The 21,778-nt window shown below is 44.8% G+C and carries 23 protein-coding genes and 1 pseudogene; 14 read left to right on the top strand and 10 right to left on the bottom strand.

The annotated features are described in order from the left end of the window. Positions 1 to 5: 5 nt before the first annotated feature. The 4 genes from ABH897_RS13875 (at position 6) to ABH897_RS13860 (ending at position 2,386) form a co-directional block, all read left to right on the top strand. On the top strand, positions 6 to 263 hold the full coding sequence (locus ABH897_RS13875) for a hypothetical protein (RefSeq protein WP_404520133.1): 258 nt from the start codon (positions 6 to 8) through the stop codon (positions 261 to 263). Continuing rightward, positions 221 to 316, top strand: coding sequence for a stalk domain-containing protein (locus ABH897_RS13870; protein ID WP_404580062.1), 96 nt, complete (start codon positions 221 to 223; stop codon positions 314 to 316). Before ABH897_RS13875 ends, ABH897_RS13870 begins: the two co-directional genes overlap by 43 nt. Before the next feature lie 477 nt (positions 317 to 793). After that, positions 794 to 1,864 (top strand): tyrosine recombinase XerS, encoded by a 1,071-nt coding sequence (gene xerS / locus ABH897_RS13865; protein WP_404592233.1) that lies wholly within the window; start codon positions 794 to 796, stop codon positions 1,862 to 1,864. A 75-nt stretch (positions 1,865 to 1,939) separates the two neighbouring features. After that, positions 1,940 to 2,386 carry an MFS transporter gene (locus ABH897_RS13860; RefSeq protein WP_404520136.1) on the top strand — a complete coding sequence of 149 codons (447 nt, stop codon included), beginning with the start codon at positions 1,940 to 1,942 and terminating at the stop codon, positions 2,384 to 2,386. A 394-nt stretch (positions 2,387 to 2,780) separates the two neighbouring features. Here the strand turns inward: ABH897_RS13860 and ABH897_RS13855 are convergent, their stop codons facing one another. The 6 genes and pseudogenes from ABH897_RS13855 to ABH897_RS13830 all read right to left on the bottom strand — a co-directional run. Next, entirely contained in the window at positions 2,781 to 3,473 is a 693-nt protein-coding gene (locus ABH897_RS13855; RefSeq protein ID WP_283656071.1) for a pseudouridine synthase, read from the bottom strand. A gap of 90 nt (positions 3,474 to 3,563) precedes the next feature. After that, on the bottom strand, positions 3,564 to 3,758 hold the full coding sequence (locus tag ABH897_RS13850; protein ID WP_044647596.1) for a DUF3934 family protein: 195 nt from the start codon (positions 3,756 to 3,758) through the stop codon (positions 3,564 to 3,566). A gap of 383 nt (positions 3,759 to 4,141) precedes the next feature. Continuing rightward, a complete protein-coding gene (locus ABH897_RS13845; RefSeq protein ID WP_404592231.1) occupies positions 4,142 to 5,155 on the bottom strand; it encodes a FecCD family ABC transporter permease in 1,014 nt (337 codons plus the stop codon). Further along, entirely contained in the window at positions 5,152 to 6,177 is a 1,026-nt protein-coding gene (locus tag ABH897_RS13840) for a FecCD family ABC transporter permease (RefSeq protein WP_404592229.1), read from the bottom strand. Before ABH897_RS13840 ends, ABH897_RS13845 begins: the two co-directional genes overlap by 4 nt. A 34-nt stretch (positions 6,178 to 6,211) precedes the next feature. Further along, positions 6,212 to 7,198, bottom strand: a complete 987-nt coding sequence (locus ABH897_RS13835) for an ABC transporter substrate-binding protein (RefSeq protein ID WP_404580354.1) — start codon at positions 7,196 to 7,198, stop codon at positions 6,212 to 6,214. A 71-nt stretch (positions 7,199 to 7,269) separates the two neighbouring features. Next, a pseudogene (locus ABH897_RS13830) lies at positions 7,270 to 7,602 on the bottom strand (hypothetical protein); the annotation flags it as partial. Positions 7,603 to 7,785: 183 nt separating this feature from the next. On the opposite strand from ABH897_RS13830, the gene ABH897_RS13825 reads away from it, so the two are divergent. Both ABH897_RS13825 and ABH897_RS13820 read left to right on the top strand, forming a co-directional pair. Continuing rightward, a complete protein-coding gene (locus ABH897_RS13825) occupies positions 7,786 to 8,229 on the top strand; it encodes a VOC family protein (protein WP_044647599.1) in 444 nt (147 codons plus the stop codon). Positions 8,230 to 8,243: 14 nt separating this feature from the next. Further along, a complete protein-coding gene (locus ABH897_RS13820) occupies positions 8,244 to 8,672 on the top strand; it encodes a hypothetical protein (protein WP_404580355.1) in 429 nt (142 codons plus the stop codon). 253 nt (positions 8,673 to 8,925) lie between these two features. On the opposite strand, the gene ABH897_RS13815 is transcribed toward ABH897_RS13820, so the two are convergent. Together ABH897_RS13815 and ABH897_RS13810 are read right to left on the bottom strand one after the other, a co-directional pair. Continuing rightward, a complete protein-coding gene (locus ABH897_RS13815; RefSeq protein WP_404580356.1) occupies positions 8,926 to 9,324 on the bottom strand; it encodes a phosphotransferase in 399 nt (132 codons plus the stop codon). A 178-nt stretch (positions 9,325 to 9,502) separates the two neighbouring features. Continuing rightward, positions 9,503 to 11,524: an NAD(P)/FAD-dependent oxidoreductase gene (locus ABH897_RS13810; protein ID WP_283656079.1), complete on the bottom strand. Its 2,022-nt coding sequence runs from the start codon at positions 11,522 to 11,524 to the stop codon at positions 9,503 to 9,505. A 438-nt stretch (positions 11,525 to 11,962) separates the two neighbouring features. Between ABH897_RS13810 and ABH897_RS13805 the strand changes: the two genes are divergently transcribed. Further along, the gene (locus tag ABH897_RS13805) at positions 11,963 to 12,292 is read left to right on the top strand and encodes a DUF3817 domain-containing protein (protein WP_283656080.1); all 330 of its coding nucleotides are present in this window, start codon (positions 11,963 to 11,965) and stop codon (positions 12,290 to 12,292) included. A gap of 190 nt (positions 12,293 to 12,482) precedes the next feature. Here ABH897_RS13805 and ABH897_RS13800 read toward each other — a convergent pair whose 3' ends face one another. Continuing rightward, positions 12,483 to 12,734, bottom strand: a complete 252-nt coding sequence (locus tag ABH897_RS13800; RefSeq protein ID WP_014281611.1) for a YolD-like family protein — start codon at positions 12,732 to 12,734, stop codon at positions 12,483 to 12,485. 183 nt (positions 12,735 to 12,917) lie between these two features. Continuing rightward, entirely contained in the window at positions 12,918 to 13,487 is a 570-nt protein-coding gene (locus tag ABH897_RS13795) for a TetR/AcrR family transcriptional regulator (protein WP_283656082.1), read from the bottom strand. Between the two features lie 128 nt (positions 13,488 to 13,615). Here ABH897_RS13795 and ABH897_RS13790 point away from each other — a divergent pair, with 128 nt between their 5' ends. From ABH897_RS13790 to ABH897_RS13760, 7 genes are all read left to right on the top strand, one after another. Beyond that, positions 13,616 to 15,079 (top strand): DHA2 family efflux MFS transporter permease subunit, encoded by a 1,464-nt coding sequence (locus ABH897_RS13790; RefSeq protein WP_404580413.1) that lies wholly within the window; start codon positions 13,616 to 13,618, stop codon positions 15,077 to 15,079. Between the two features lie 206 nt (positions 15,080 to 15,285). Continuing rightward, a complete protein-coding gene (gene nikA, locus ABH897_RS13785; RefSeq protein WP_404592227.1) occupies positions 15,286 to 16,827 on the top strand; it encodes a nickel ABC transporter substrate-binding protein in 1,542 nt (513 codons plus the stop codon). Position 16,828: 1 nt separating this feature from the next. Then, entirely contained in the window at positions 16,829 to 17,773 is a 945-nt protein-coding gene (gene nikB, locus ABH897_RS13780; protein ID WP_283656084.1) for a nickel ABC transporter permease, read from the top strand. Beyond that, entirely contained in the window at positions 17,770 to 18,624 is an 855-nt protein-coding gene (gene nikC, locus ABH897_RS13775; RefSeq protein WP_404580359.1) for a nickel transporter permease, read from the top strand. Before nikB ends, nikC begins: the two co-directional genes overlap by 4 nt. 7 nt (positions 18,625 to 18,631) lie before the next feature. After that, positions 18,632 to 19,465, top strand: coding sequence for an ABC transporter ATP-binding protein (locus ABH897_RS13770; RefSeq protein WP_404580361.1), 834 nt, complete (start codon positions 18,632 to 18,634; stop codon positions 19,463 to 19,465). Further along, positions 19,458 to 20,300, top strand: coding sequence for an ABC transporter ATP-binding protein (locus tag ABH897_RS13765; RefSeq protein ID WP_283657949.1), 843 nt, complete (start codon positions 19,458 to 19,460; stop codon positions 20,298 to 20,300). Before ABH897_RS13770 ends, ABH897_RS13765 begins: the two co-directional genes overlap by 8 nt. Continuing rightward, the gene (locus tag ABH897_RS13760) at positions 20,267 to 21,577 is read left to right on the top strand and encodes an MATE family efflux transporter (RefSeq protein ID WP_404580363.1); all 1,311 of its coding nucleotides are present in this window, start codon (positions 20,267 to 20,269) and stop codon (positions 21,575 to 21,577) included. The genes ABH897_RS13765 and ABH897_RS13760 overlap by 34 nt, the downstream gene beginning before the upstream one ends. Positions 21,578 to 21,778: the final 201 nt, after the last annotated feature.

The raw sequence follows: 21,778 nt of genomic DNA, 5'->3' as shown, positions 1-21,778 counted from the left end.
AGATGATGCGTGAAAATTGGAGACCTTATGTAGTTACAATTCTATTGCTGGCTTCTCCATTAACCTTCGGATGGAATCATGTGGAAGCAGAGGGTGCTGACCAGAAGGAGATCGTTCTGCGGGCTGGCGATCCTTCGGTTAAGATCAATGGCACAGAAATCGTGCTGGCTACAGCACCTAAATCAATAGGCAACAACCGCTCCGGTTTATTGGAACCCAGTTGGGAGCTGACGTTCAGTGGCTGCAGCAGGAGAAATCCGTGAAATATGAGACATCAGAAATGAATATCCAGCTGTGGATAGACCAAAAAAGGTAGTTGTGAACGGAAAAGAAATTTTAAGGTGGCCATTGGACTTCAACGACTTGAATGGATAGAGCAAAATATTGTTGGCAAATTCATTGCAACCAAACAGTACGATATAAAAAATCAGCAAAGGTAGCCAATCTTAAATGGAACAGACTAAGTGAGTCAGAGAAATTAGCACTCCAGGAATTTTATTTGGCTGGCATCAAGGCATACTTAAGTTTTAGTCCAAACAGAGTTAATCGTAACCAAAGAGAAGAGGATCTCCTTTTTGTTGCTTCCACTGATCTAAGAGCGCGTATATGTCATTGTTGACGATGTTCTTTCTGTAAGCACTGAGATGATCTATTCTACCTGATTGAGAAATGTTTAAATTGTAAGAACATATTCCTGTTATCCTACGAAATTGGATATAATAATTACGTAAAATAATAATTTGACGAATAAATAATAATGAGATATATTGGATTCACGGAGGTTCGTACATATATGGATAAACAGATGAAAATTCACTACATGCAACGAATTGATGAGAAACTGTCTGATTTACCTTGGTATGTTACAGAATATATAGATAGCAAAAAACGCAAATTATCTCCAACGACACTTCTTAATTATTGCCATGATTACATTATCTTTTTTGATTGGCTTATCGCTGAGAATATAACTTCATCAATTCGGAAAGAAATACACTTAGAAACACTGGAGCGATTAACCATTCGTGAAGCGGAAAACTTTTTGTCATTCCTGGATTATCAGCTTGGAAACAAGAAGCTTACGATTAATCGTAAATTATCCTCGCTAAAATCTTTGTTTGATTACCTTCAGAACAAGGCTGAAACCAGTGACCTGAAGCCTTATATTCAACGAAATGTTATGGCCAAAATGGATTTGAATGCCGTAAAAGAAAGCCAAGAAACCATTGCAAACCGTATTGAAGGAAAGATCCTTAGAGATGATGATTTTGAATTGTTCAGACAATTTGTAGCCTATGATTTTGGCGAAAAGCATAAAGACAATAAACGGATCTTTACGTTTCATCAATTTAACCGTGAACGTGACACTGCGATTGTTTCGTTGATATTGGGTTCTGGGCTTAGATTATCCGAGGTTGCAGGCATTAATATGGATGACCTAGATATGAATAAAGCTTTAGTCCGAGTGATACGCAAAGGTGATAAAGAACAATACGTGTACTTTAGCAAACAAGCTTTAATGGATATGGAAAGTTATTTGCAGGTCAGAGAATCAAGATATATACCAGAAAAACACGAAAACTATTTATTCATTGCAGCTCCTGTAGGCCGTAAAGGAAAAAGCCGGCGTTTAACACAACGCTCAATTGAAAAGCTGATTGAAAAATATGCGACTGGGTTTGGAAAACCCTCTTTAACAGTGCATTCGCTTAGACACTCCTTTGCAACTCGATATCATCTCGAAAATAACGATGTACCAAGATTAAAGAATCAATTAGGACATTCATCTATTCAAACAACAATGATTTATACTCACTTAACAGACGAAGAGATGCGTAATGCTGTAAATAACATGGATCGATAAACCCGCGGTACTACGCGGTTTTTCTTAGACATATGCACAAAATCCGTATTTTAATCAAATGTCTGTAATAGAACTTTGAACTTTCTCCTGTTTAGCGTCATCCTTGGCTGTAAACAGATAGGTCAAGTTGGACTCTCCATTCGTAAGAGGTATAATGAGCATATTTTATTTTATCCGGGCATGATCTTCTTTGCACTTGGATTATTTCTGTTAAGTCAGGCCCATACGGGCTCTTGGGTCATGATTGCAAGTGTTTTCTCCGGTATAGGATATGGAGCGCTGTTTTCTTGCCTACAAGCTACTATACTAAAGCTATCTCCATCTGATCGCACAGGGGTTGCAAACGGTACATTCTTTTTGCTATTTGATCTTGGGTATGGCGTGGGCACCTATGTTATGGGGATCATCGCTTCTTACTCAAGCTACAGTTTAATGTATATGTCTGCTGCTGGTATTGCGATCGTTTCTCTTATTCTGTACTATGTTCTACATCATCGCCAAGTACAATATGACGTCATGTAGACAATTAGGAAGAATGTTCTGTTCAACTGCAGTAAGCTGCAAAACTCCTCTTTTTGTTTATTGGGAAAATGGGAAAACATATGTGCCGTACCTTACAAATACAAATGAGACAGACCGTGTTGAATTTTGAAATAAGAAGAGCCTACAAAACCACTCACATGTGATTTTGTAGGCTTTTCTGGATTGATCCAGGCGATTTTGCAAAGAACCCTGAATGTGTTTGGGTTGCTCTACGAGTATCTCAAGTAGTACCTCAAGTTTGGGCGGTTCCTCATTCCAATCAGCGGCTTTAGTCCCTTTGTAAATAATCGGTCAAAATTTTCAGGGAGTTGCATAGCCTCACCGATAAATTGAACGCAAACTTCTCCTGATATTCCTTCCACAGCATTGATTGTTATCTCAACGTAGAAAGAAGCACCTTTAGCTCCTCCCCATCCAGATGTCTCCATTCTCCCCGTTCCAGCTCGTTCAAGGAAATATTCATGATCCGGATACGCTCCAGCTTCAGCACCCTGAACCCCAAAGCCTTGCACATTCTGCGGATTTGCAGATTCAGGCCCTGGGTCAAAATAATGCGAAACTCATATTCACCTTGCTGGTAAACGTCACATGGTTTAGTGATGACGTTTAATATTTCAACACCGCGGGACATAGCCTGCGTAAACTCGCTTGTAACAGGTTTGTCCACGGTCACCACATATTCTTTCTCATGACCATGCTCAGAACGCATCATTTTATTAACGATATCTCCGTCATTCGTTAGTAAAATCAACCCCTCCGATGCCTTATCCAGCCTGCCAATGGCAAAAATCCGTGAAGGGAAGTTTACATAACTAATAATATTGCCAGCAACCTGTTCCGCCGCCGTACACACAATGCCGATGGGCTTATTCAGGGCCAAATATACAGGCTCGCTATTATTAACCGGAATCGTTTCCCCATCAATCAGTACGGAATCCTGCGGCTCTACATTCGCTCCAGCTTCGCAAACCGTGCCATTAATCGTGATTCGCCCGGCTGCAATCAATCTATTCGTTTCCCTGCGTGAGCAGAACCCCGTTCCGCTTATGTACTTATTAATTCGCACTATTCACCTGCTTACTTCGAATTAAAAACACCTGATTGCTTTTGCCAAATCAGGTGTTCACCTTTTTGAACTACGATATACTTGCCCGGCTTACTTACTTCTGCCGCCGCTTTTATTACCACTTGGTTTGGTACTGCCGCCTTTTGCGCTGCCTGCGGCTTTACTTCCCGGCGCACCTGTAGAAGCGTTTTTTACCCTTGTGGGCTTCGCTGTTTTGTTCCAACGTGTCCAGCCCTTACTACCTGTACCTCTGCCGGTTCCGCCGCCCTTACTTTTTGCACCCATGTGATCACTCCAATAGTAGTCGTTCAGATTTAACTAAGCTATCATACCATTACTTCGGATATAATGCCTGCTTGTTTTTTAAAATATATCTCTGTGAATCAAAAAAGTTCTAGCAAAACCGGCGTTAATAATATCAGCATGTTGCATCATTCGATTCCCAACGCTTGGAAGTACAATAGATAGACGAGCTAAACCGTTTCGATCTATATATTGCTGATTTGAAATCGCTCTTGGGATTGTTGCAAAATGCTCAAATAAATATGTCATCTTAGCAGCATATTTATTCCCGATATTTCACTATTCTATCATTCAAATTAAAAAGGCGTTAACTCGAAGCAAGCTCACAGCTCATATCGGTTAACGCCCTTTGGGTTATATATGGATCAGCTGGCCTTCGACAACAAATAAAGGAAATAAGGAGTCACCAGGATCGTGATAATGATGCCTGTCGGGATATCTGCTCCAAAACTGATCGTGCGGGTGATCGTATCCGCGATCAGAATGACCAGCGCCCCTACCAATGCCGTGGTAGGCAGCAATAGCTTATGATTAGGCCCTACCAGCTTGCGCGCCAGATGTGGACTAACCATCCCTACAAAAAAGAAGTTCCCGCCAAGGGCTACGCTACCAGAGGCGAGTGCCACCGCAGCAATAGTAAGACCAATAAATTCCCCTTTGATCGCTACACCGAGTCCCGATGCTGTCTGGTTCCCCAAGTTCAACGCATTAAGAGTGTACGACTTATAAAAGACGTAAAAACTAATGATGAGCACCCAAGGAAGCAGTACCATAATGTAGCTCCAGTCATCTCCCCACAGGCTTCCAGCCTGCCAGCGCAAAGCAAAATCATATTGCTTCTCGTCCAGCTTCAGTGTAATCATTAATGACAATGCGGAGTAACCACTGCCCATAGCAACGCCTGTTAAAATCAAGCCGGTTGGCGAAATTTCTTTCCTCCGCCTATAGGCGAACAAGAAAATAAGAATCGCGGCTACAATGCCCCCTGCAAAGGCCAGTCCCGGCAGGACGATGGGCGAAAACAATCCCTCACTGGCGAATACAGTAACATACAAAAGTACGAACAAGCCAGAGCCGGAACTGATTCCCAGCGTACCAGGACTGGCCATGTCGTTTTTAAGTAAGCTTTGCATAATACAACCCGAAATAGCCATACCAATGCCGACCAATATACCTAGAACGATACGCGGCAGGCGAAAATCAAATACAATCAGATTCTGCTTGCGAGTCCCTTCACCAATGATAACCTTGAATACTTCCATAGGGGACAGATTCATCTTGCCCACATTCATACTGAGTACCGCCACCAGGATCGTCAGCACAACTAATAATACAATAATCCCTATACTTCTGGCAGTTGCATTGAGAGGCTGGTTCAACTAAACTCCCTCCTTTGCTTACGCACAAGGTAGAGAAAATAAGGTACACCCACCAATGCAAAGATAATACCCAGCGGTGTTTCATGGGGGCGGTTAATAAGTCTTCCCAGCAAATCCGCTGCTACTAAAAAAACTCCACCATACAGTGCTGAAGCCGGAATGATATACCGATAATCCGTTCCGATCAGATGACGCATGATGTGCGGTACAATCAGACCCACAAAACCAATGGGACCCACCACAATGACAGAAAGCCCTGTGAGCACCAAGACAATTAAGGTCGAAAAGCCTTTGATTCTATTGGCATGAATACCCAAGCCTGATGCTACATCCTCTCCGAAGCTTAAGATCGTGATGGAGGGAGAAAGAATAATGGCACAGATCACACCCAATATGAATAAGGGCGCAATGATAGCCAATTCGTTCCACTGGGCGCTGGCTGTACCACCTGCCGTCCAATAATCAAGTGCTTGGCCGATCTTATATTTAATAGCAATAAAAGAACTAAACGCACCAAAAAGCATGGAGATGGACATTCCAGCTAACACGAGACGCTGAGGGGTCATCCCCCGTTTACCTATAGATGCAATATAATACGTAAATCCAGTAGTCACTGCCGCACCCAGACAGGAATACAGCATGGTTTCTGCATAGGTGCGACCGGGTAAAAAGGCCATACATAACGCGATAGCAAATGTCGATCCTGAGCTAATACCAATGAGCCCAGAGTCTGCCAGCGGGTTACGGGTAGTTCCCTGCATAATGGCCCCGCAAACCGCCAGACTGCACCCTACAATGATGTCAGCCACCGTACGCGGGAAACGCAGAGTGTGAATAATCTGATGCTCTGTAATACCAGGATCAAACTGAAACACAGCGCCCCATGCTAATTTCAGGCTCATTTCCGCGGCTCCAAAGGTAATAGAAGCTGCGGTTACCAGCAGCAGTAGGATCAGACCTAAGATCATGTATCCTATAAAATGAAGTGTTCCTTTTTTGTTTTGCTCTTTGTGAGTAGACATACATTACATCCTTAATGGGTCAATTATGCTCTGCTTACTTCGTCTTTTCCAGCAATCTGTTTGTGATATAGTCCAATTGCCCCGTCATGCTCAAAACGTCAGAGTAGTAAAACAGGCCTGCATAATCCGCTGGAATCTCGATGATATTCCCATTTTTTACGGCCGGGATACTGCTCCATATTTTCGTTTTTGCAAACTGAGATTCCTTGCCTTCCTGCTTGAACCAGAGGACATAGTCGCCAAAATATTCAGCAGCCACTTCATAGGATAAAGATCCTCTGCTCTCTCCTGAATCTTTTACTAACTTTTCGAGTTTTTTCGGTTTGTGAAGTCCGATATAGTCATACAGCAACGTTCCGCCGCGTGAGCCTGTTTCATAATATACTCCGTAGGAGTCGCTACCCCAATCCTCGAATATACTAAAGGTTTTGTCTTTGAAAATGTCGGATTTTAATTTTTCCTTAGCGTCATTGAGCTTGCTTTCAAAGGTAGCAATCGCCTTGTCAGCTTCTGCCTCATGACCTGTGGCCTGTCCCAAAAATTTGCCCCGTTCAAGTGCTGTCATTTTATTTTCAGGCATCACCAAGACGGGCGCAATTTTGGACAGCTTGTCATAATCCTTTGTGTCATATGTAATGATCAAGTCAGGATCATACTTCATGATTTCCTCGGATTCCCACTTTTCAATATTTGGAACTCCATTTAGCTTATCGAAAAAAGGCATGGTTTTTTGCGACCAGCCTGATACCGCAGCCGGTGTCAGGCCCACTGTAAATACGTCCCCAATATACCAGTTGACCACCACACGTTGAGGATTGGCAGGTACCTCAACATCTCCCATGACTGTGGATACGGTACGGGTACCAGAGTCCGTGCTTGCCTCCTTTTTCGTGTCGGTCGCAGACTGCTTGGTAGAGGACTCGGAGGTACCTCCAACGTTGCCGCAGCCCGAAAGAACCAAGATCCAAACAGTAAATACACATAAAAACATGTAAAACCTCTTGTTCATCTTGCTATTCATTCTTTAAAACCCCTTTAGTATATAGTCATTGTAGCTTTACTTAAAATTAGTGATATTGATAATCATTATCACTAATATAAAATTGTAAATTTCTCCTTGCTACTTGTCAACCCTTTCTTCGAATTTGTTACTTTTGTATCACAAAATACATATGTCCTGTTTTTGATCATCCAATAAACATATCTGCCGTTTCTTGCATAAGTTTGCTCAACATTTGAACGTAAAGCAGAACAAAACAGGCTACCTTTTAAGGGCAACGTGTTTTCTAAGTACCCTTTTTTTTGGGTCAGCGTGATTCTTCCCTCTATGCCGATGCACTGTCCTTCGAACGGATATACAATGAATAATTTATTCGTAGCAATATCTACCCAGGTCAGATACGTCATATATCGAAAATCGATGGATAGATACCGCCGATCTCACGAAACGCATTATCCATGATAGATACCAATTCCATTCGGATACTTTTCGTATATTTTAGATGTTGTTCCTTATTATCGAAGTTAGTATTTTTGTTTATGTACAGGTAAATAATAAATGTTGAAACCACAGTCTGTTCAACTAATTAACCCGAAGGAGTGATTCGTATGTCCATTGATGTTTACCTTAATTTTAATGGGAACTGCCGTGAAGCAGCGGAATTTTACGCAGAAGTATTTGAAACGGATAAACCAGAAATCATGACCTTTGGTCAAACGCCGCCTAACCCTGAATATCAGCTGCCAGAAGAAGCAAAAGATTTAGTCATGCATACACGCCTTGATATCGATGGGAGTAATGTTATGTTTTCTGATGTTTTTCCTGGCATGCCTTTTGTTGTCGGGAACAATATAAGCCTCTCCTTCGTCAATAAGGACATTGATAAAATTAAATCACTATTTGATAAACTGAAAGAAGGTGGAGAAGTAGGCATGGAACTTCAAGAAACATTTTGGAGTAAATGCTATGGCAGTCTTAAAGACAAATTCGGAATTGAGTGGCAGTTGAATTGTGAAAGTGAAGAAACAGACGAGGAAGCTCCTGAAAAATAGTTTGGAACAGGAGATTGAATAGAGTATGGACGAAAGCATCGGCTATTCTATTGGTAGTGGTATCCCTGTTATTCAACGGAACGTACGCGCTCGCAGCTTCAGCATCAACTTATGTAGTTACGTTCCAGCAAGCAACCTTGGTATCGAATGACCATGTAGGCAACGATTGGGCCATTGCAGCCGAGGTAGGGGGCAAATCAGTTGATGAAGGCAGCAGCGTGAAGGTTAAGGTCAGCCCGAGCGGCAGCATTAAGCTGTACGCTTATGCCGATGAGCCGGATAAAATCCCTGACGAAGGCGAAGCCAGCAAAAATGTAAAAGTCTCCACCATTTCCGCCAAAGGTTCTACTGTCAGACTAAGAGTCATCGTAACCGAAAACCGCGGACGCTATTCGGGTAATCAGGCGGTTTGGGAATTCACGTACAAGATCAAAAAGCAATAATAGAATTAAAAACAGACCGTCACTCTAAGAGCGGCGGTCTTAGCTTTTACAAAGAACCTGTAATCTTTATTAGTCAACGCATAACTTTATTCAGTCAGGCCGTAATGTTCTTCAATCTGTCTTATGGATAAGGGATTTTATATCAATAGCTTCTTTAAGTCATTGGGGGTAGCTGGAAAAGTACCATTTGGGTATGTACGTTTGAAATTCATCATAGGCATCCAACACCACCTCAGCGCGATGCACCATATCGTCAACCTCTTCCTGACCAAATGGAATGGCCCAGTGAATGGATTTCACCTGCCTGGACACCGAATTGATACTGATCGTTAGCATTTAAGGCGGGAATAATCTTCTCTGCATCTTCTCCCTCAATCCAGGTAAATAAGGAATATACAGACTCGCCATGATTGCAAATCCCGAAATCAAGCGGTCGGGACATTAAAATGCCCTTTAGATAGTCCAGTTTTTTAACAGATTCATACTCCCATTTTTTCTTTTCATATTGGGATACATCCGACACTCGAAGTAGTAGCTCCCTGTTATCTTTTGTTTTGATATCGTATTTTTTATCTTTGGACCAGCCTTTATGGACTTCTTCTACTGTATTCCATGTATAGGCATCCGGTATTTCGCTAAACATGTTAATCATTTCGTTACACCTCCTGTGGGACAATAGGCTCTTGAAGCAATAGGGTTATAGTATGTATGATTTTGCCCTTATAGTTTACTAATCTTTCCCTGATAATGCCACTAAAAAAAGAAAATCCCCCTCTGCTACGCTGATAGGCTTATTTCAAGCCCAAGTCAGTAGCAAAGGAGGTCAATACTTAGTAAGAATAAGAAAACTCATTTTTGAATTCATCCACCCGTTGGATGATATGCAGAATATTCCGGCCTTCGCGGGTACCATCAATAATACGACGAGCTTGTTTACTGTCCCCGATATTCACGACTTCCACTTGATGTTCCTTACCGTATTCGAGCAAGCTGTCCATAAGCGGACTGAATGAGCGCATTCCCAAGCATACGAAACCGAGATCAAAAGGAATCTCAAACTCCTGTTCTCCGTGTTTTACTTTGAAACGGTCGCTGCATACTTCTGTCAAAGCAGTTTCCGTATGAACGTTCACTTCCCGCTCCTCAACCATTTTCATCATGGAAATACGAGTAATCATATCCAGGTCTTTGCCCAGTAACGGCATCATTTCAATAATGGAAACTTCTTGAGCACCACGTTCTGCGTAATATTCGACAACGTCCAATCCCACGGCTCCGCCACCTACTACAGCAATACGTTTGCCTTCAAACTCTTGGAAGTTCTCCATATTGTGCAAAAGATCAAAGATAGAGAATACTTTGGCACCCGGTTTACCCAATTGATCATGCAATCCCGCAATCGGCGGAAGCAGTGGTTTGGCACCTGTTGCATTTACAATAATATCGGGATTTAAAGCCGTAATCATCGGCAGATCCGCTTGGGTTCCTGTGATAATATCCAGATTGGTCAGTTGTTTGGTGCGTTGAATCAGATAATCTGGGAAATCATTAATACGCGTTTTGTCCGGCAATCGTGCAATATCACGAGCCAAGCCACCCAATTCTGGTTTTTCTTCAAAAAGGGTTACTTTGCAGCCTACTTCTGCCGCTGTACATGCCGCTTCTAGCCCTGCGGTACCCCCACCAATCACAACAACTTGAACGTTATTCTTAACGTGTTGTTTCCGGTATTCAGCTTCTCTGAACAGGTCAGGATTTACCGTACAGCAAATCGGTTTGCTCTTGGAAATACGGTGATCGGCACAGCCGATGTTGCAAGAAATACATTTTCTAAGCAATTCTTCATGGCCATTCTGCACTTTAAGTACCCAGTTCGGTTCTGCGATCAGTCCTCTTCCCATAGCCAGAAGATCAGCGTCGCCTCTCTCCAAAATATCCTGCGCAGCTTGCGGACTCCGAATATTACCTGAGGTCATGGTGACCTTACCGAATTTGTCTTTTACCGCTTTGGCCATATAAGAGCGCCAGCCATCCGGCAGGTTCATTCCATCAATCTGGAACTGGATGGAATCATTCAGAGCAGCAGACACGTTCAGAATATCTACCTCATCATTCAAATACTCCAGCAATACCAAGGTATCTTCCAGTGTGTTGCCGCCTTCTGTGAACTCTTCCGCACTAAAGCGTAAGCAGATCGGGAAGAATGGGCCAACCACCGAACGAATTTCATCAATCACCAATCTGGCAAAGCGTGTGCGGTTTTCTGCGCTGCCACCAAATTCATCCGTACGTTTATTATACATAGGGGACAGGAACTGACTCAGCAAGTAGGAATGACCCGCATGTATTTCCACGCAGTCAAAGCCGGCCCGTTGCGCTCTTCCCGCTGCCTCTCCGTATTTGCGTACAATGGCGTAAATTTCTTCTTTTTGCAAAGGTCTTGGAATCGCTCCACCCTTTTTAGAAGGAATATTCGAAGAAGATACAGGCTGAACTCCATTCAATCTCCCAGCATAAGCGGAAGCACCTGCGTGGTTAATTTGGACAGAGACACAAGCTCCATAAGAGTGCAGGGCTTCTGTTAATCTAAACAATCCGGGAATAAACTGATCATTATCCATACGCAACTGGGTCGTTCCGTTCGTACCCATTGGGAAATCCAGACAAACATTTTCTACGGTTATCAGGCCGGTACCACCTTTGGCCCGTTGCACGTAATAGTCAATATGATCCTGAACGAAGCTTCCATCCATAGCCGCAAAGTTAGTGCCCATCGGCGGCATAACAATCCGGTTTTTTAACGTCATACGACGTATTGTCAGAGGTTCAAAAATAGCAGGATAGTGGTTCATTGTTCTTCCTCCTTGCGAGTTTGCAGATTTCATGTTCAAGTTTTCATCAAAGCATTCTCATATGTGATTTTTTTCACTTTTAGGAACATGGAGGTACTTTTGAGTACGACCGTTCCTTATGACTTGATTTTATATCATCTGATCTATAAATTCTAATGCTATTTCATGTTCTAAATCATAGTTTCATTCTATGGATCGAGTCATGTTTTTATTCCAGTGCCTGCCTCCCGGCCTGTTCTTTTGAAGCCGAAGTGTACACGCTCAATCCGTCCTTCGCTCACATCCCTGTCGAACAGCTTGCACATTTGATCAAGTCCTTTTCCTTAAAAACGAAGAAAAAGCTGTAATATTCAATAAATCGTAACTTTCTACCGTTTAACAAAATCATTTTATAGGCTATATTAAATTTTAAGTAATAGTAACAAGGGAGGTTTATTCATGTTCAAAAATGCTTTTAAGACATTTGGCGTCATTGGTAATATTGAAGCGATTTCATATCTGTTGCTCGTATGTATCGCTATGCCGCTTAAATACGCAGCCGGGATGCCGCAAATGGTAAGATGGGTCGGTATGATCCATGGTATACTGTTCGTGATTTATGTAGTTGCGATTGTGGTCATGCTGATTTTGCGAAAGCTTTCGGTACTGCAAGGGCTTGTGGCCCTGATTGCCTCATTGCTGCCATTCGGGCCTTTCATTTTTGACCGTAAGGTACTGAAGAAAGCCGAAGCGCGCGATAATGGTGCTACTCCGGTAAAAGCTACATAGGGAAGTCAAAGAAAAGACTCTGTTGACATAAGGATTCTATAGCACAAAAAACACGGCTTTTTCGAGGTTACATAACCCCGGAACGGCCGTGTTTTTGCTCACGTTAACAAACAAAGAAGCAGCGCCAATAATATATCGCTTCAGACAATTTCATTGCTTCCTATTATGTAAAATGGTATATAAACCCTGCTTAATCTCTTGGGTAATTCACACTCATGATATCCATAAAAGGAACTTTGTCCGTTTCACCATTACTCTCTACATGCACCCTGCCCGTTCTCGGGTCCATTTTAACGATCTGCCCGCGGGTTGTCTCCTGGCGACCCCATACGGTCAACACAACTTCGGATTGCTCTTGCTGCGCTTCTGCAAGCTGGTTCCCAATTTCCTCCAGAACAAATTCATCCCGGGTAGGCCGTTTGGCCACCTTCGCCTTTGCCACTTGCTTTCACCCTTCCTTTACTGCAAAATCAAATTCATTCCATTTTACCATACTTTTCATCATTTGGTGCTGGTAATCTGAGTTAATTCGTGGCACTTGCGTATAAAAAAAGAGCCGATTTCTCACGAACAAGATAATCGGCTCTCAAAGCTGGTCAGCCAGGAAGCGATTCCATATCCTTTTTTATTTGATCAGCTGTGGAATGTAATCCGCTACATTATAAATAGGTGCGCTGCTCTGCTGAGTAAGAGCTAGAATTAAGGCACCTTCCAGCATTGAAATAATAAGTACCGCCAGACTATGTGCCTTTTCCTCTGTCCATCCCGCTGTCTGAAGACGTTCCATATAGATATGTTGCCAATCTGTAAACGTATTCACGCAGGCACGCCGCAAAGATTCGCTGATGCAGGAAGTTTCCGCAGCAGCCCAAAATCCCATAGGCATAAAGCCATTAAAGTTCGTTTGGTCCGCTTCCTCAGCTGCATTGCGGATGAAATCCTGTATGGCGAGCACAGGGTCCTCTTTCCCTGATAGCGTTTCTTTCAACTTTTTCTTAATAAACTCATTCCCTCTTCTGATGCACTCCAAAGCCAATTCCTCTTTGCCACGCGGAAAATAATAATAAAGCGAGCCCTTCGGTGAGCCACTCTCCGCAAGAATCTGATTGAGTCCGGTAGCATGGTAGCCCTGATGAAAAAAGAGCTTAGAAGCGGTTTGTACAATATTTTCATATGATTCGGGTTTAGCAGCCATATACAGCATCCTTATAATATTTAAATTTTTTTGACAAAAAAATAACTTCACGTTTATTATATATAGACCGATCACTATAATTCAATACCCATCAATTTTATTGGAGGAACAAAAACAACATGAGTACAATGAGTCAAACAAGCCCTCCGTCTGATCCCAAGACGTTCAAGGTGCTGCCTATTATGATTGCCCTGCTGCTTAGCGGCTTTATCGGAATGTTCAGTGAAACGGCGTTGAACATTGCGCTGAATGATTTGATGCAGATTTTGCACATTACAACAGCAACAGCCCAATGGCTGACCACGGCCTTTCTGCTGACACTCGGTATTTTGGTACCTGTATCGGGTTTGCTGCTTCAAACCTTTACGACAAGACAGCTTTTCGTCACATCACTGCTGTTCTCTATTGCAGGCTGTCTCGTTGCTGCGTTAGCACCAACCTTTTCAGTGCTATTGATCGCACGCATTCTTCAAGCCGTCGGTACGGCGCTGTTATTACCGTTGATGTTTAACACCATCTTGATCATCTTCCCGGCTGAAAAGAGAGGCGCAGCTATGGGGATCATCGGATTGGTTATTATGTTTGCTCCTGCGGTGGGACCTACGATTGCGGGTCTGGTGCTGCAAAATCTGTCCTGGCACTGGATTTTCTGGATTTCCCTTCCGTTTCTGATTCTTTCGCTGATTTGCGGTATCCTGTTTATGCAAAATGTTTCGGAGATTACAAAGCCGAAAATTGACATTCCATCTATCCTGTTATCTTCCATTGGCTTCGGTGGTGTTGTGTTCGGTTTCAGTAAATCCGGAGAAGGCGGCGAAGGCTGGGCTAGCCCGGTTGTTTTGCTCCCTCTGATCATCGGATTGGTATCTTTGATTCTGTTCTCTGTACGCCAGTTAAAAATGAAGCAGCCTATGTTGAATTTGCGCGTCTTTAAATATCCGATGTTTGTTATCGGAGTTGTGATGGTCTTCCTGTGTATGATGACGATCCTTTCTACAATGCTGATTCTCCCACTCTTTTTGCAAAAAGGGCTGGCCCTGTCCGCGCTGTCCGCAGGATTGGTGCTTCTGCCCGGCGGAATTATCAATGGTCTGTTGTCACCCATCATGGGTTCCCTGTTCGATAAATTCGGTCCAAAATGGCTCGTTATTCCGGGACTTGTGATCGTTGCCGCTGTCTTGTTTTTCCTATCCGGCATTACGACGACATCAGCTATCGTACTCATTATTGTGCTGCATAGCTGCCTGATGATCGGCATTTCCATGATCATGATGCCTGCTCAGACGAACGGTCTGAATCAGTTGCCGATGGATCTGTACCCGGATGGTACAGCCATTATGAGTACGCTCCAGCAAGTTGCCGGTGCAATCGGTACAGCCGTGGCGGTCAGCATTCTCTCCAAGGGCATGGAAAGCTATTTGAGTCAATCCAGCATGCCGAAATCTGTAGAAGAATTGGCGAATGCTATGGCGTTTGGATCACAGAATTCTTTCTTCTTTGCCATGATCGTCAGTGTAATTGGATTAATTCTTGCGTTCTTCATTCGCAGAGTTCATGTAGAAAAAGGGGCTGCTCAAGCTCCCATGCATTAATAGATAATTTTATAGCTATCTATGTTCAAAAATATCCTAAAAGTGAAAAGGCTGCTGACCTATCTCCATGGTCAAGCAGCTTTTTCTTTATAATCCTATATACATATTTATATAATTACATATTTACAAACCTTCCTCATTTGGTTACGATATGCTTCATGAGCTAAAGTGTAAAAATTACGATTACGATCAAGGAGGAATATCTGTTGTTTAAGAATCAGTATTTTAAACTCTTCATACTGTCAGTACTGGCAGGGATGATGGCAGCGTGCTCTTCAGCACCATCAGCTTCACCCTCTTCATCTGCTGCAAATGTACCACAAGATAAAAGTGTTACCCTATTGTTCAATGTGCAAAGCCTTTCTGTAGATCCTCATACGGATGTGAATTACACAGCCGTTCGTGCCGGAGTGAGTGAAACGCTTGTCAAGGTGAGCAAGGATCTCAAGCTGGAAGCTTGGCTTGCAGAGAAATGGGACAGTAAGGACGGACTACACTGGACCTTCAACATTCGTTCAGGCGTGATCTTCCATAGCGGTAAAGCTGTCGATGCCGCTGCTGTCAAAGACTCTCTGGAAAGAGCACAAAAACTCAATCCATCGGTTAAAAATGCGCTGCATATCCGTGATATTCAAGCAGATGGTCAGATTTTAAACATCACGACAGACAAGCCTTTTCCAGAATTTGTATCTGAGCTGATTCATCCGAATACGGCGGTGATAGATACCACCTTTACAGGTGATCTTCCATCAGGGACAGGCCCGTTCAAGGCCGCCAGCTTCCGCGCCGGAAGTGAACTGAATCTGGATCGTAATGAGCAATACTGGAATGGCGAAGTGAAGCTGAAGCATGCCAAATTCATGTTTAACGAAGACGCCAATGCACGCCAGCTTGCCTTTCAAGCCAAGGATGCCGATATTGTGTACCGCCCGCCGATTGAAAGTCTTGATTTGCTGAAAGCCGATCCCACCGTTAAGGTTGACTCTATTCCCAGCCTGCGGACGCATCAGCTCATTTACAATATGAATAACAACGATCTGAAAAAAACGACGGTGCGTAAAGCATTCGATAGCCTGATTAATCGGGATGAGATTGCCAGCGGTATTATGTCCGGTCAAGGAACCCCTGCTCAAGGTCCATTCTTGTCTGACTTTCCTTTTTCACCAAAGTATACTACGAAAAAGTTTGATTTGACTGCTGCGCGAGAAGGCTTCAAGCAGGCTGGATACAAAGTGCAGGATGGTAAAGTTACAACGCCCGAAGGCAAGCCGCTTCATCTTACATTACTGACTTACCAGTCGAGAGCAGAGCTCCCACTCATTTCACAGCTGATTCAGGCTAACGCCAAGGAGTTGGGCATTACGATTGATATCCGCCAGGTTGATAATATCGACGAATACCTTGCGGCTAATCAGGATTGGGATTTGGCGACTTATAGCAGTATTACAGCCCCGCGTGGCGATGCAAGTTACTTCCTGAATGCGACTTACATGCCTGAGGGCGCGTTGAATTATGGACGTGTGCATTTACCGGAAATGGAAGCTCTGATCACGAAGCTGAACATGACAGTGAACGAGGAACAACGTAACAAGCTAGCGCTGGAAGCCGTTATACTAATTGATCAAGAAAACCTGCAATCCTTCCTTGTTCATCCGAATAACGTAGTGGCCTATCGAAATTACGTACATAACTGGGTGACAAGTCAAAGTGAATACTATCTGCTGACTCAGGATCTGGATGTGAACTAAGATGCTCAAATCCATTGGCAAAAAGCTTTTCGAACTTGTATTGTTCTTTCTTATTCTCTCCTTTGTCAGCTTCTGTCTGCTCAAGCTTGTTCCGGGCGATCCCGTCCGGAGCATTCTCCGGGTAGATGATGTCGCGGTGTCCAATCAGCAAATTGCGGATATGCGCAGTCAACTGGGACTGGATCAACCGTTACCTGTGCAATATGGCAAGTGGCTGATTCAATTACTTCAGTTTGATTTTGGACAGTCTTATTTAACCCATCGTCCGGTATTCACAGAGTTCATGGAAAAGCTGCCTTATACACTCCTCCTTACCGGAGCCTCCCTGTTCATCATGCTGCTGATTGCTCTTCCATTGGGAACCCTGTCAGCGTTGTATCGAAATCGCTGGTTTGACAGCGTCAGTCGCGTATTTGCCTTAATCGGCTCCTCGATCCCCAGCTTCTGGATGGGTCTCTTGTTTATGGAGTGGTTTGCGGTTAAACTGCGAATTTTACCGTCCATGGGAGAGGGAACCGTTTTTCATCTGGTGCTCCCTTCCCTTACCTTGGGGTTGGCAATGTCTGCTGTCTATGTACGGATGATTCGTGCTAGTCTGATCGAAAGCTCGGGACAGGACTTTATTAAGGCAGCACAAGCACGTGGAATCGGTCCGGTGCGCATCTTTTTCAGGCATATGTTCCGTCACAGTCTTGTGCCACTCATTACGGTGTTCAGTGAGAGCATAGGCAGCCTAATGGGAGGTACTGTGGTGATTGAGGTGCTGTTTGCCTATCCGGGGCTGGGCAAATGGATTGTCGATGCCATTGCTGCGAGGGATTACCCGATTATTCAGGGCTATACGCTATTTATGGCTGTGTTTATCGTATGCATCAATATTTTGGTAGAACTGTCCTACCGTTGGGTTAATCCTGAAATTGCTTTGAAGGAGAAACGATTATCATGATAAAATCCATACATGCCGAAAACAGGCAGCTCATCAAGATGCGACTGTCCAAACCGTGGAGCGTAACGCTCTCCATCCTGTTCATTCTTGCAGCAATTGTAGTGCTTCCCCTTCTTGCCCCGCAAGATCCGTACCGTGTCCAGATGGGGAATCGACTCCAACCGATCAGTGCTATGCATTGGCTGGGAACTGACCATTTAGGCAGAGATATGCTGTCAAGGGTGATGTCAGGACTTCGGACGACTGTCGGAACCAGTTTATTAATATTGACCGTTTCACTGGTTGTTGGGGTTCCACTCGGACTACTCTCCGGGTTTGTTGGAGGCTGGATTGATCGCGTGTTCAAGCGGGTGGTTGATGCTTGTATGACATTACCTGATTATATCTTTGCCATTGTACTGAGCGGCCTGCTCGGGCCGGGCTTATTGAATCTTATTTTCGCTGTGACCGCAGTAAAATGGGTTAGTTATGCACGGCTCGTTCGCAGTATCGTTCTGGCTGAGAAGCAAAAGGATTACATTTCATTATCCATACTGGCGGGTACATCCTCCCTGCGAATTGTCATGCGACATATTCTGCCCCACGCGATCGGGAATGTACTGGTACTGGCTACGCTGGATATTGGCAAAATCATTTTGATGATTGCCTCTCTGTCCTTTTTGGGCTTGGGTCCACAGCCACCGATTCCCGAATGGGGCGCAATGCTGAATGAAGGGCGAGCATATTTTCAAATAGCTCCCCACCTGATGCTAGTTCCCGGGGTTGCTGTCTCACTTACGGTACTCCTGGCGAATGTCCTGGGAGACAAGCTTCGTGACCAATATGATGTCAAAACCCGGACGGAGGTGTGAACCAGTTATGCTGTCTATTAAAGACCTAATGATTCAGACCAAAGCAAAAACGATCGTAAACCGGCTGGAGCTTACCGTTCGTCCGGGGGAATGGTTTGCTCTCGCCGGAGAAAGTGGTAGCGGAAAAAGCATGACCGCGTATGCCATCGGCGGTCTTCTTCCCTCTTCCGTTACAGCCAAAGGGATCATTGCGTGGAAGGAGAATAATTTACTTGCCCTATCGGCCAAACAAATGCGTTCCTTGCTAGGCAATGAAATCTCTTATATTTTTCAAGACTATCACGGGGCATTCACCCCCTTCCTTCGTATTGGAAGCCAGTTGGACGAGCTGATACGTGCCCATGGCAGACAGGATCGTAAAGCGCGCAAACAACGCTGTATGGAGGTGCTGGAGCGGGTACAGCTTCCTGCGGAGCGTGTGTATCGCAGTTATCCGTTCCAGCTCAGCGGCGGACAGTTGCAACGAGCCGCTATTGCTGCTGCACTGCTGCTGGAACCAAAGCTGCTCATTGCCGACGAGCCAACAACCGCGCTCGATACACTGACAGCCCACCGGGTTCTCCAACTCATCAACCGGATACGGATGGAAACAGGGATTTCCGTATTGTGGATCACTCACGATCTACGGCATGTCCGCAAGTATGCAGACCGAATCGCGGTGATGCGTACAGGTTCACTGGTGGAGACTGGAGAGACGCAAGCCGTGCTGGATCATCCTTCGCATCCGTATACACGTCGGTTGCTGGCGGCCATTCCGCCATTGTCTCCAGGCGCTCCCGCACGTTTGCCCTACAGCACCGAAGAACAGACCACACCAGATAGGAGCGGATCACTTGGATAATGAAGCATTACCTCCTCAGCGGCTTGGCATTTCCAAGCCTGTTGTCACTGTTTCTGGTTTGACGAAGGCTTACGCAGGGGGCAAAACTGTGCTGCAAGATATCTCTCTGTCGATTTCCACCGGAGAATGTCTGGGTGTCGTCGGGGAAAGCGGCAGCGGAAAAAGTACGCTCGCTCGCTGTATTTTGACGCTGGACCCGTTGGATCAAGGCGAGCTGGTGCTAGATGGGCGTGCAGTCCGGGGATTAAAGCGAAGTGAATTAAAGCGTATTCGTAGCAGACTTGGCGCCGTGTTTCAGCATCCCGCTGCGGCTTTGAACTCCAGACTGACCATCCTGCAATCGTTGATGGAACCGCTGGATCAGCTCAAAGGCTATGTTCCCTCCTATATGACGGGTATGCCTTCGGGACGTAGGGACATTGCCGAGCACTTGCTCGGTATGGTGAAGCTTCCCTCCAGCTATCTGGATAAGTATCCCCATCAGCTCAGCGGCGGGGAAAAGCAACGCGTAACCATTGCGCGTGCCATCAGCACCGAGCCGGATTTTATCGTGCTGGATGAGCCGACGGCCAGTCTGGATGTGACCACACAGGCCACCGTTTTAAATCTGCTAAAGGATTTGCAGGATAAACTGGGATTGGCATATCTATTTATTTCCCATGACCTGGCAGCCGTTCACTTTATGAGTGATCGGATCATGGTTATGAAAGATGGCAGTGTCCTTGAGCATTTTTCCAAGGAAGCTTTATTTCACTCAGATCGCCATTCCTATACACAATCGCTACTGGAGGTTTTTTCAACATGTTGCCTTCCCACCGAGCCTATCTTGCTTTAGCCATTCCTTTAATTATCTCGACGATTACAACCCCGCTACTCGGTGCGGTGGATACAGCGGTAATCGGTCATTTGAGCCACTCTGCCTATTTGGGCGGTGTGGCAGTAGGCACTCTTATTTTTAATACTTTATATTGGCTGTTCGGCTTTCTGCGAGTCAGCACATCGGCTTTTACGGCACAGGCGGCCGGGGCTAAAAATAACGACCAGGGTATAGCCGCCCTCATGCGTCCGATGGGGATTGCTTTGGTGATCGGTGCGTTGTTCATTCTGCTGCAAAAGCCGATCCTGCTAGCCTCCCTCCAGCTTATCCATCCTGCTGAGGATGTGGCGGCGCAGGCATCGATTTATTTTAACATTCGTATTTGGGGAGCTCCCCTCACGCTGGTGAACTATGTACTGCTCGGCTGGCTAATGGGATTGTCTCGCGTAAAGGCTACATTGTTTTTGCAAATTTCCATGAATGTTATCAATATGGTGCTGGCTATTGTATTCACACAAATCATGCAATGGGATGTAGCTGGTGTGGCTGGCGCTACTCTGATTGCTGAGGTCCTCGCATGTGTGCTTGGTTTTGTGCTAGTGCTTCGTTCGTCGGTCTGGAGGGAATGGAAGCGCAGTGGACCGAGGGATTGGCGGGGATGGTTTGGAGCTGCGGAGCTGAAAAGCGTCATGGCAACGAACCTTGACCTTATGATTCGGACAGCCTGTCTGCTGACGATGTTTAATCTGTTTACATCGAACAGCGCCAGTTTTGGAACCGATCAACTGGCAGCAAACGCTATTTTGCTGCAAATCCACTACCTTATGGCTTACTTTTTTGACGGTTTTGCCAACGCCAGCAGTATCATGACGGGTCAAGCCCGAGGTGCAAGGGATCCAAAAATGCTGCAAAGAGTTATTCATTTATCCTGGTTCTGGACGATTGTAACCAGCGTGCTGACGGGTGGGCTGTATTTTGCACTGAAGGAGCCGCTTATCCGTCTGTTTACCGATAACGCTACCGTGATCAGCCTTACGGATCCATATAACGCTTGGCTAGTCGCCTTTCCACTGGCCGCTGGACTGGGTCTGGTCTTCTACGGTGTATTTACAGGCATGACGGTGACGTACCCAATCCGTAATTCAATGCTCATTTCACTGGTCTTCTTTTTGATTGCGCTGTTCTGGTGCGTTCCCCACTATGGGAATCATGGGCTTTGGCTCTCGTTCATCGTATTTGCTTTAGGGCGGTCGCTGTTTCTTGTGATCTATTTGCCTCGGTTGCAGAAGATATAGCAATTTATAGTGCTGGAGGATGTGTACATTCGTGGATCTATGACCGCTACGAGAACGGATCATTCTTACGATCGCTGGCGCTTCTACAGAACGATTCCGTCCTCTCCGCTGGCTTTATGCTGCTTGCATCAATTATATTTTCAAACACAAAACACACCTAAATAAGTCACAAAACCTCGTGATTATTGAAGGCTTGCGACT

The sequence above is a fragment of the Paenibacillus sp. RC73 genome (assembly GCF_044908085.1).
Taxonomy (GTDB): Bacteria; Bacillota; Bacilli; order Paenibacillales; family Paenibacillaceae; genus Paenibacillus; species Paenibacillus terrae_A.
This window is presented reverse-complemented; position numbering and strand designations above follow the sequence as displayed.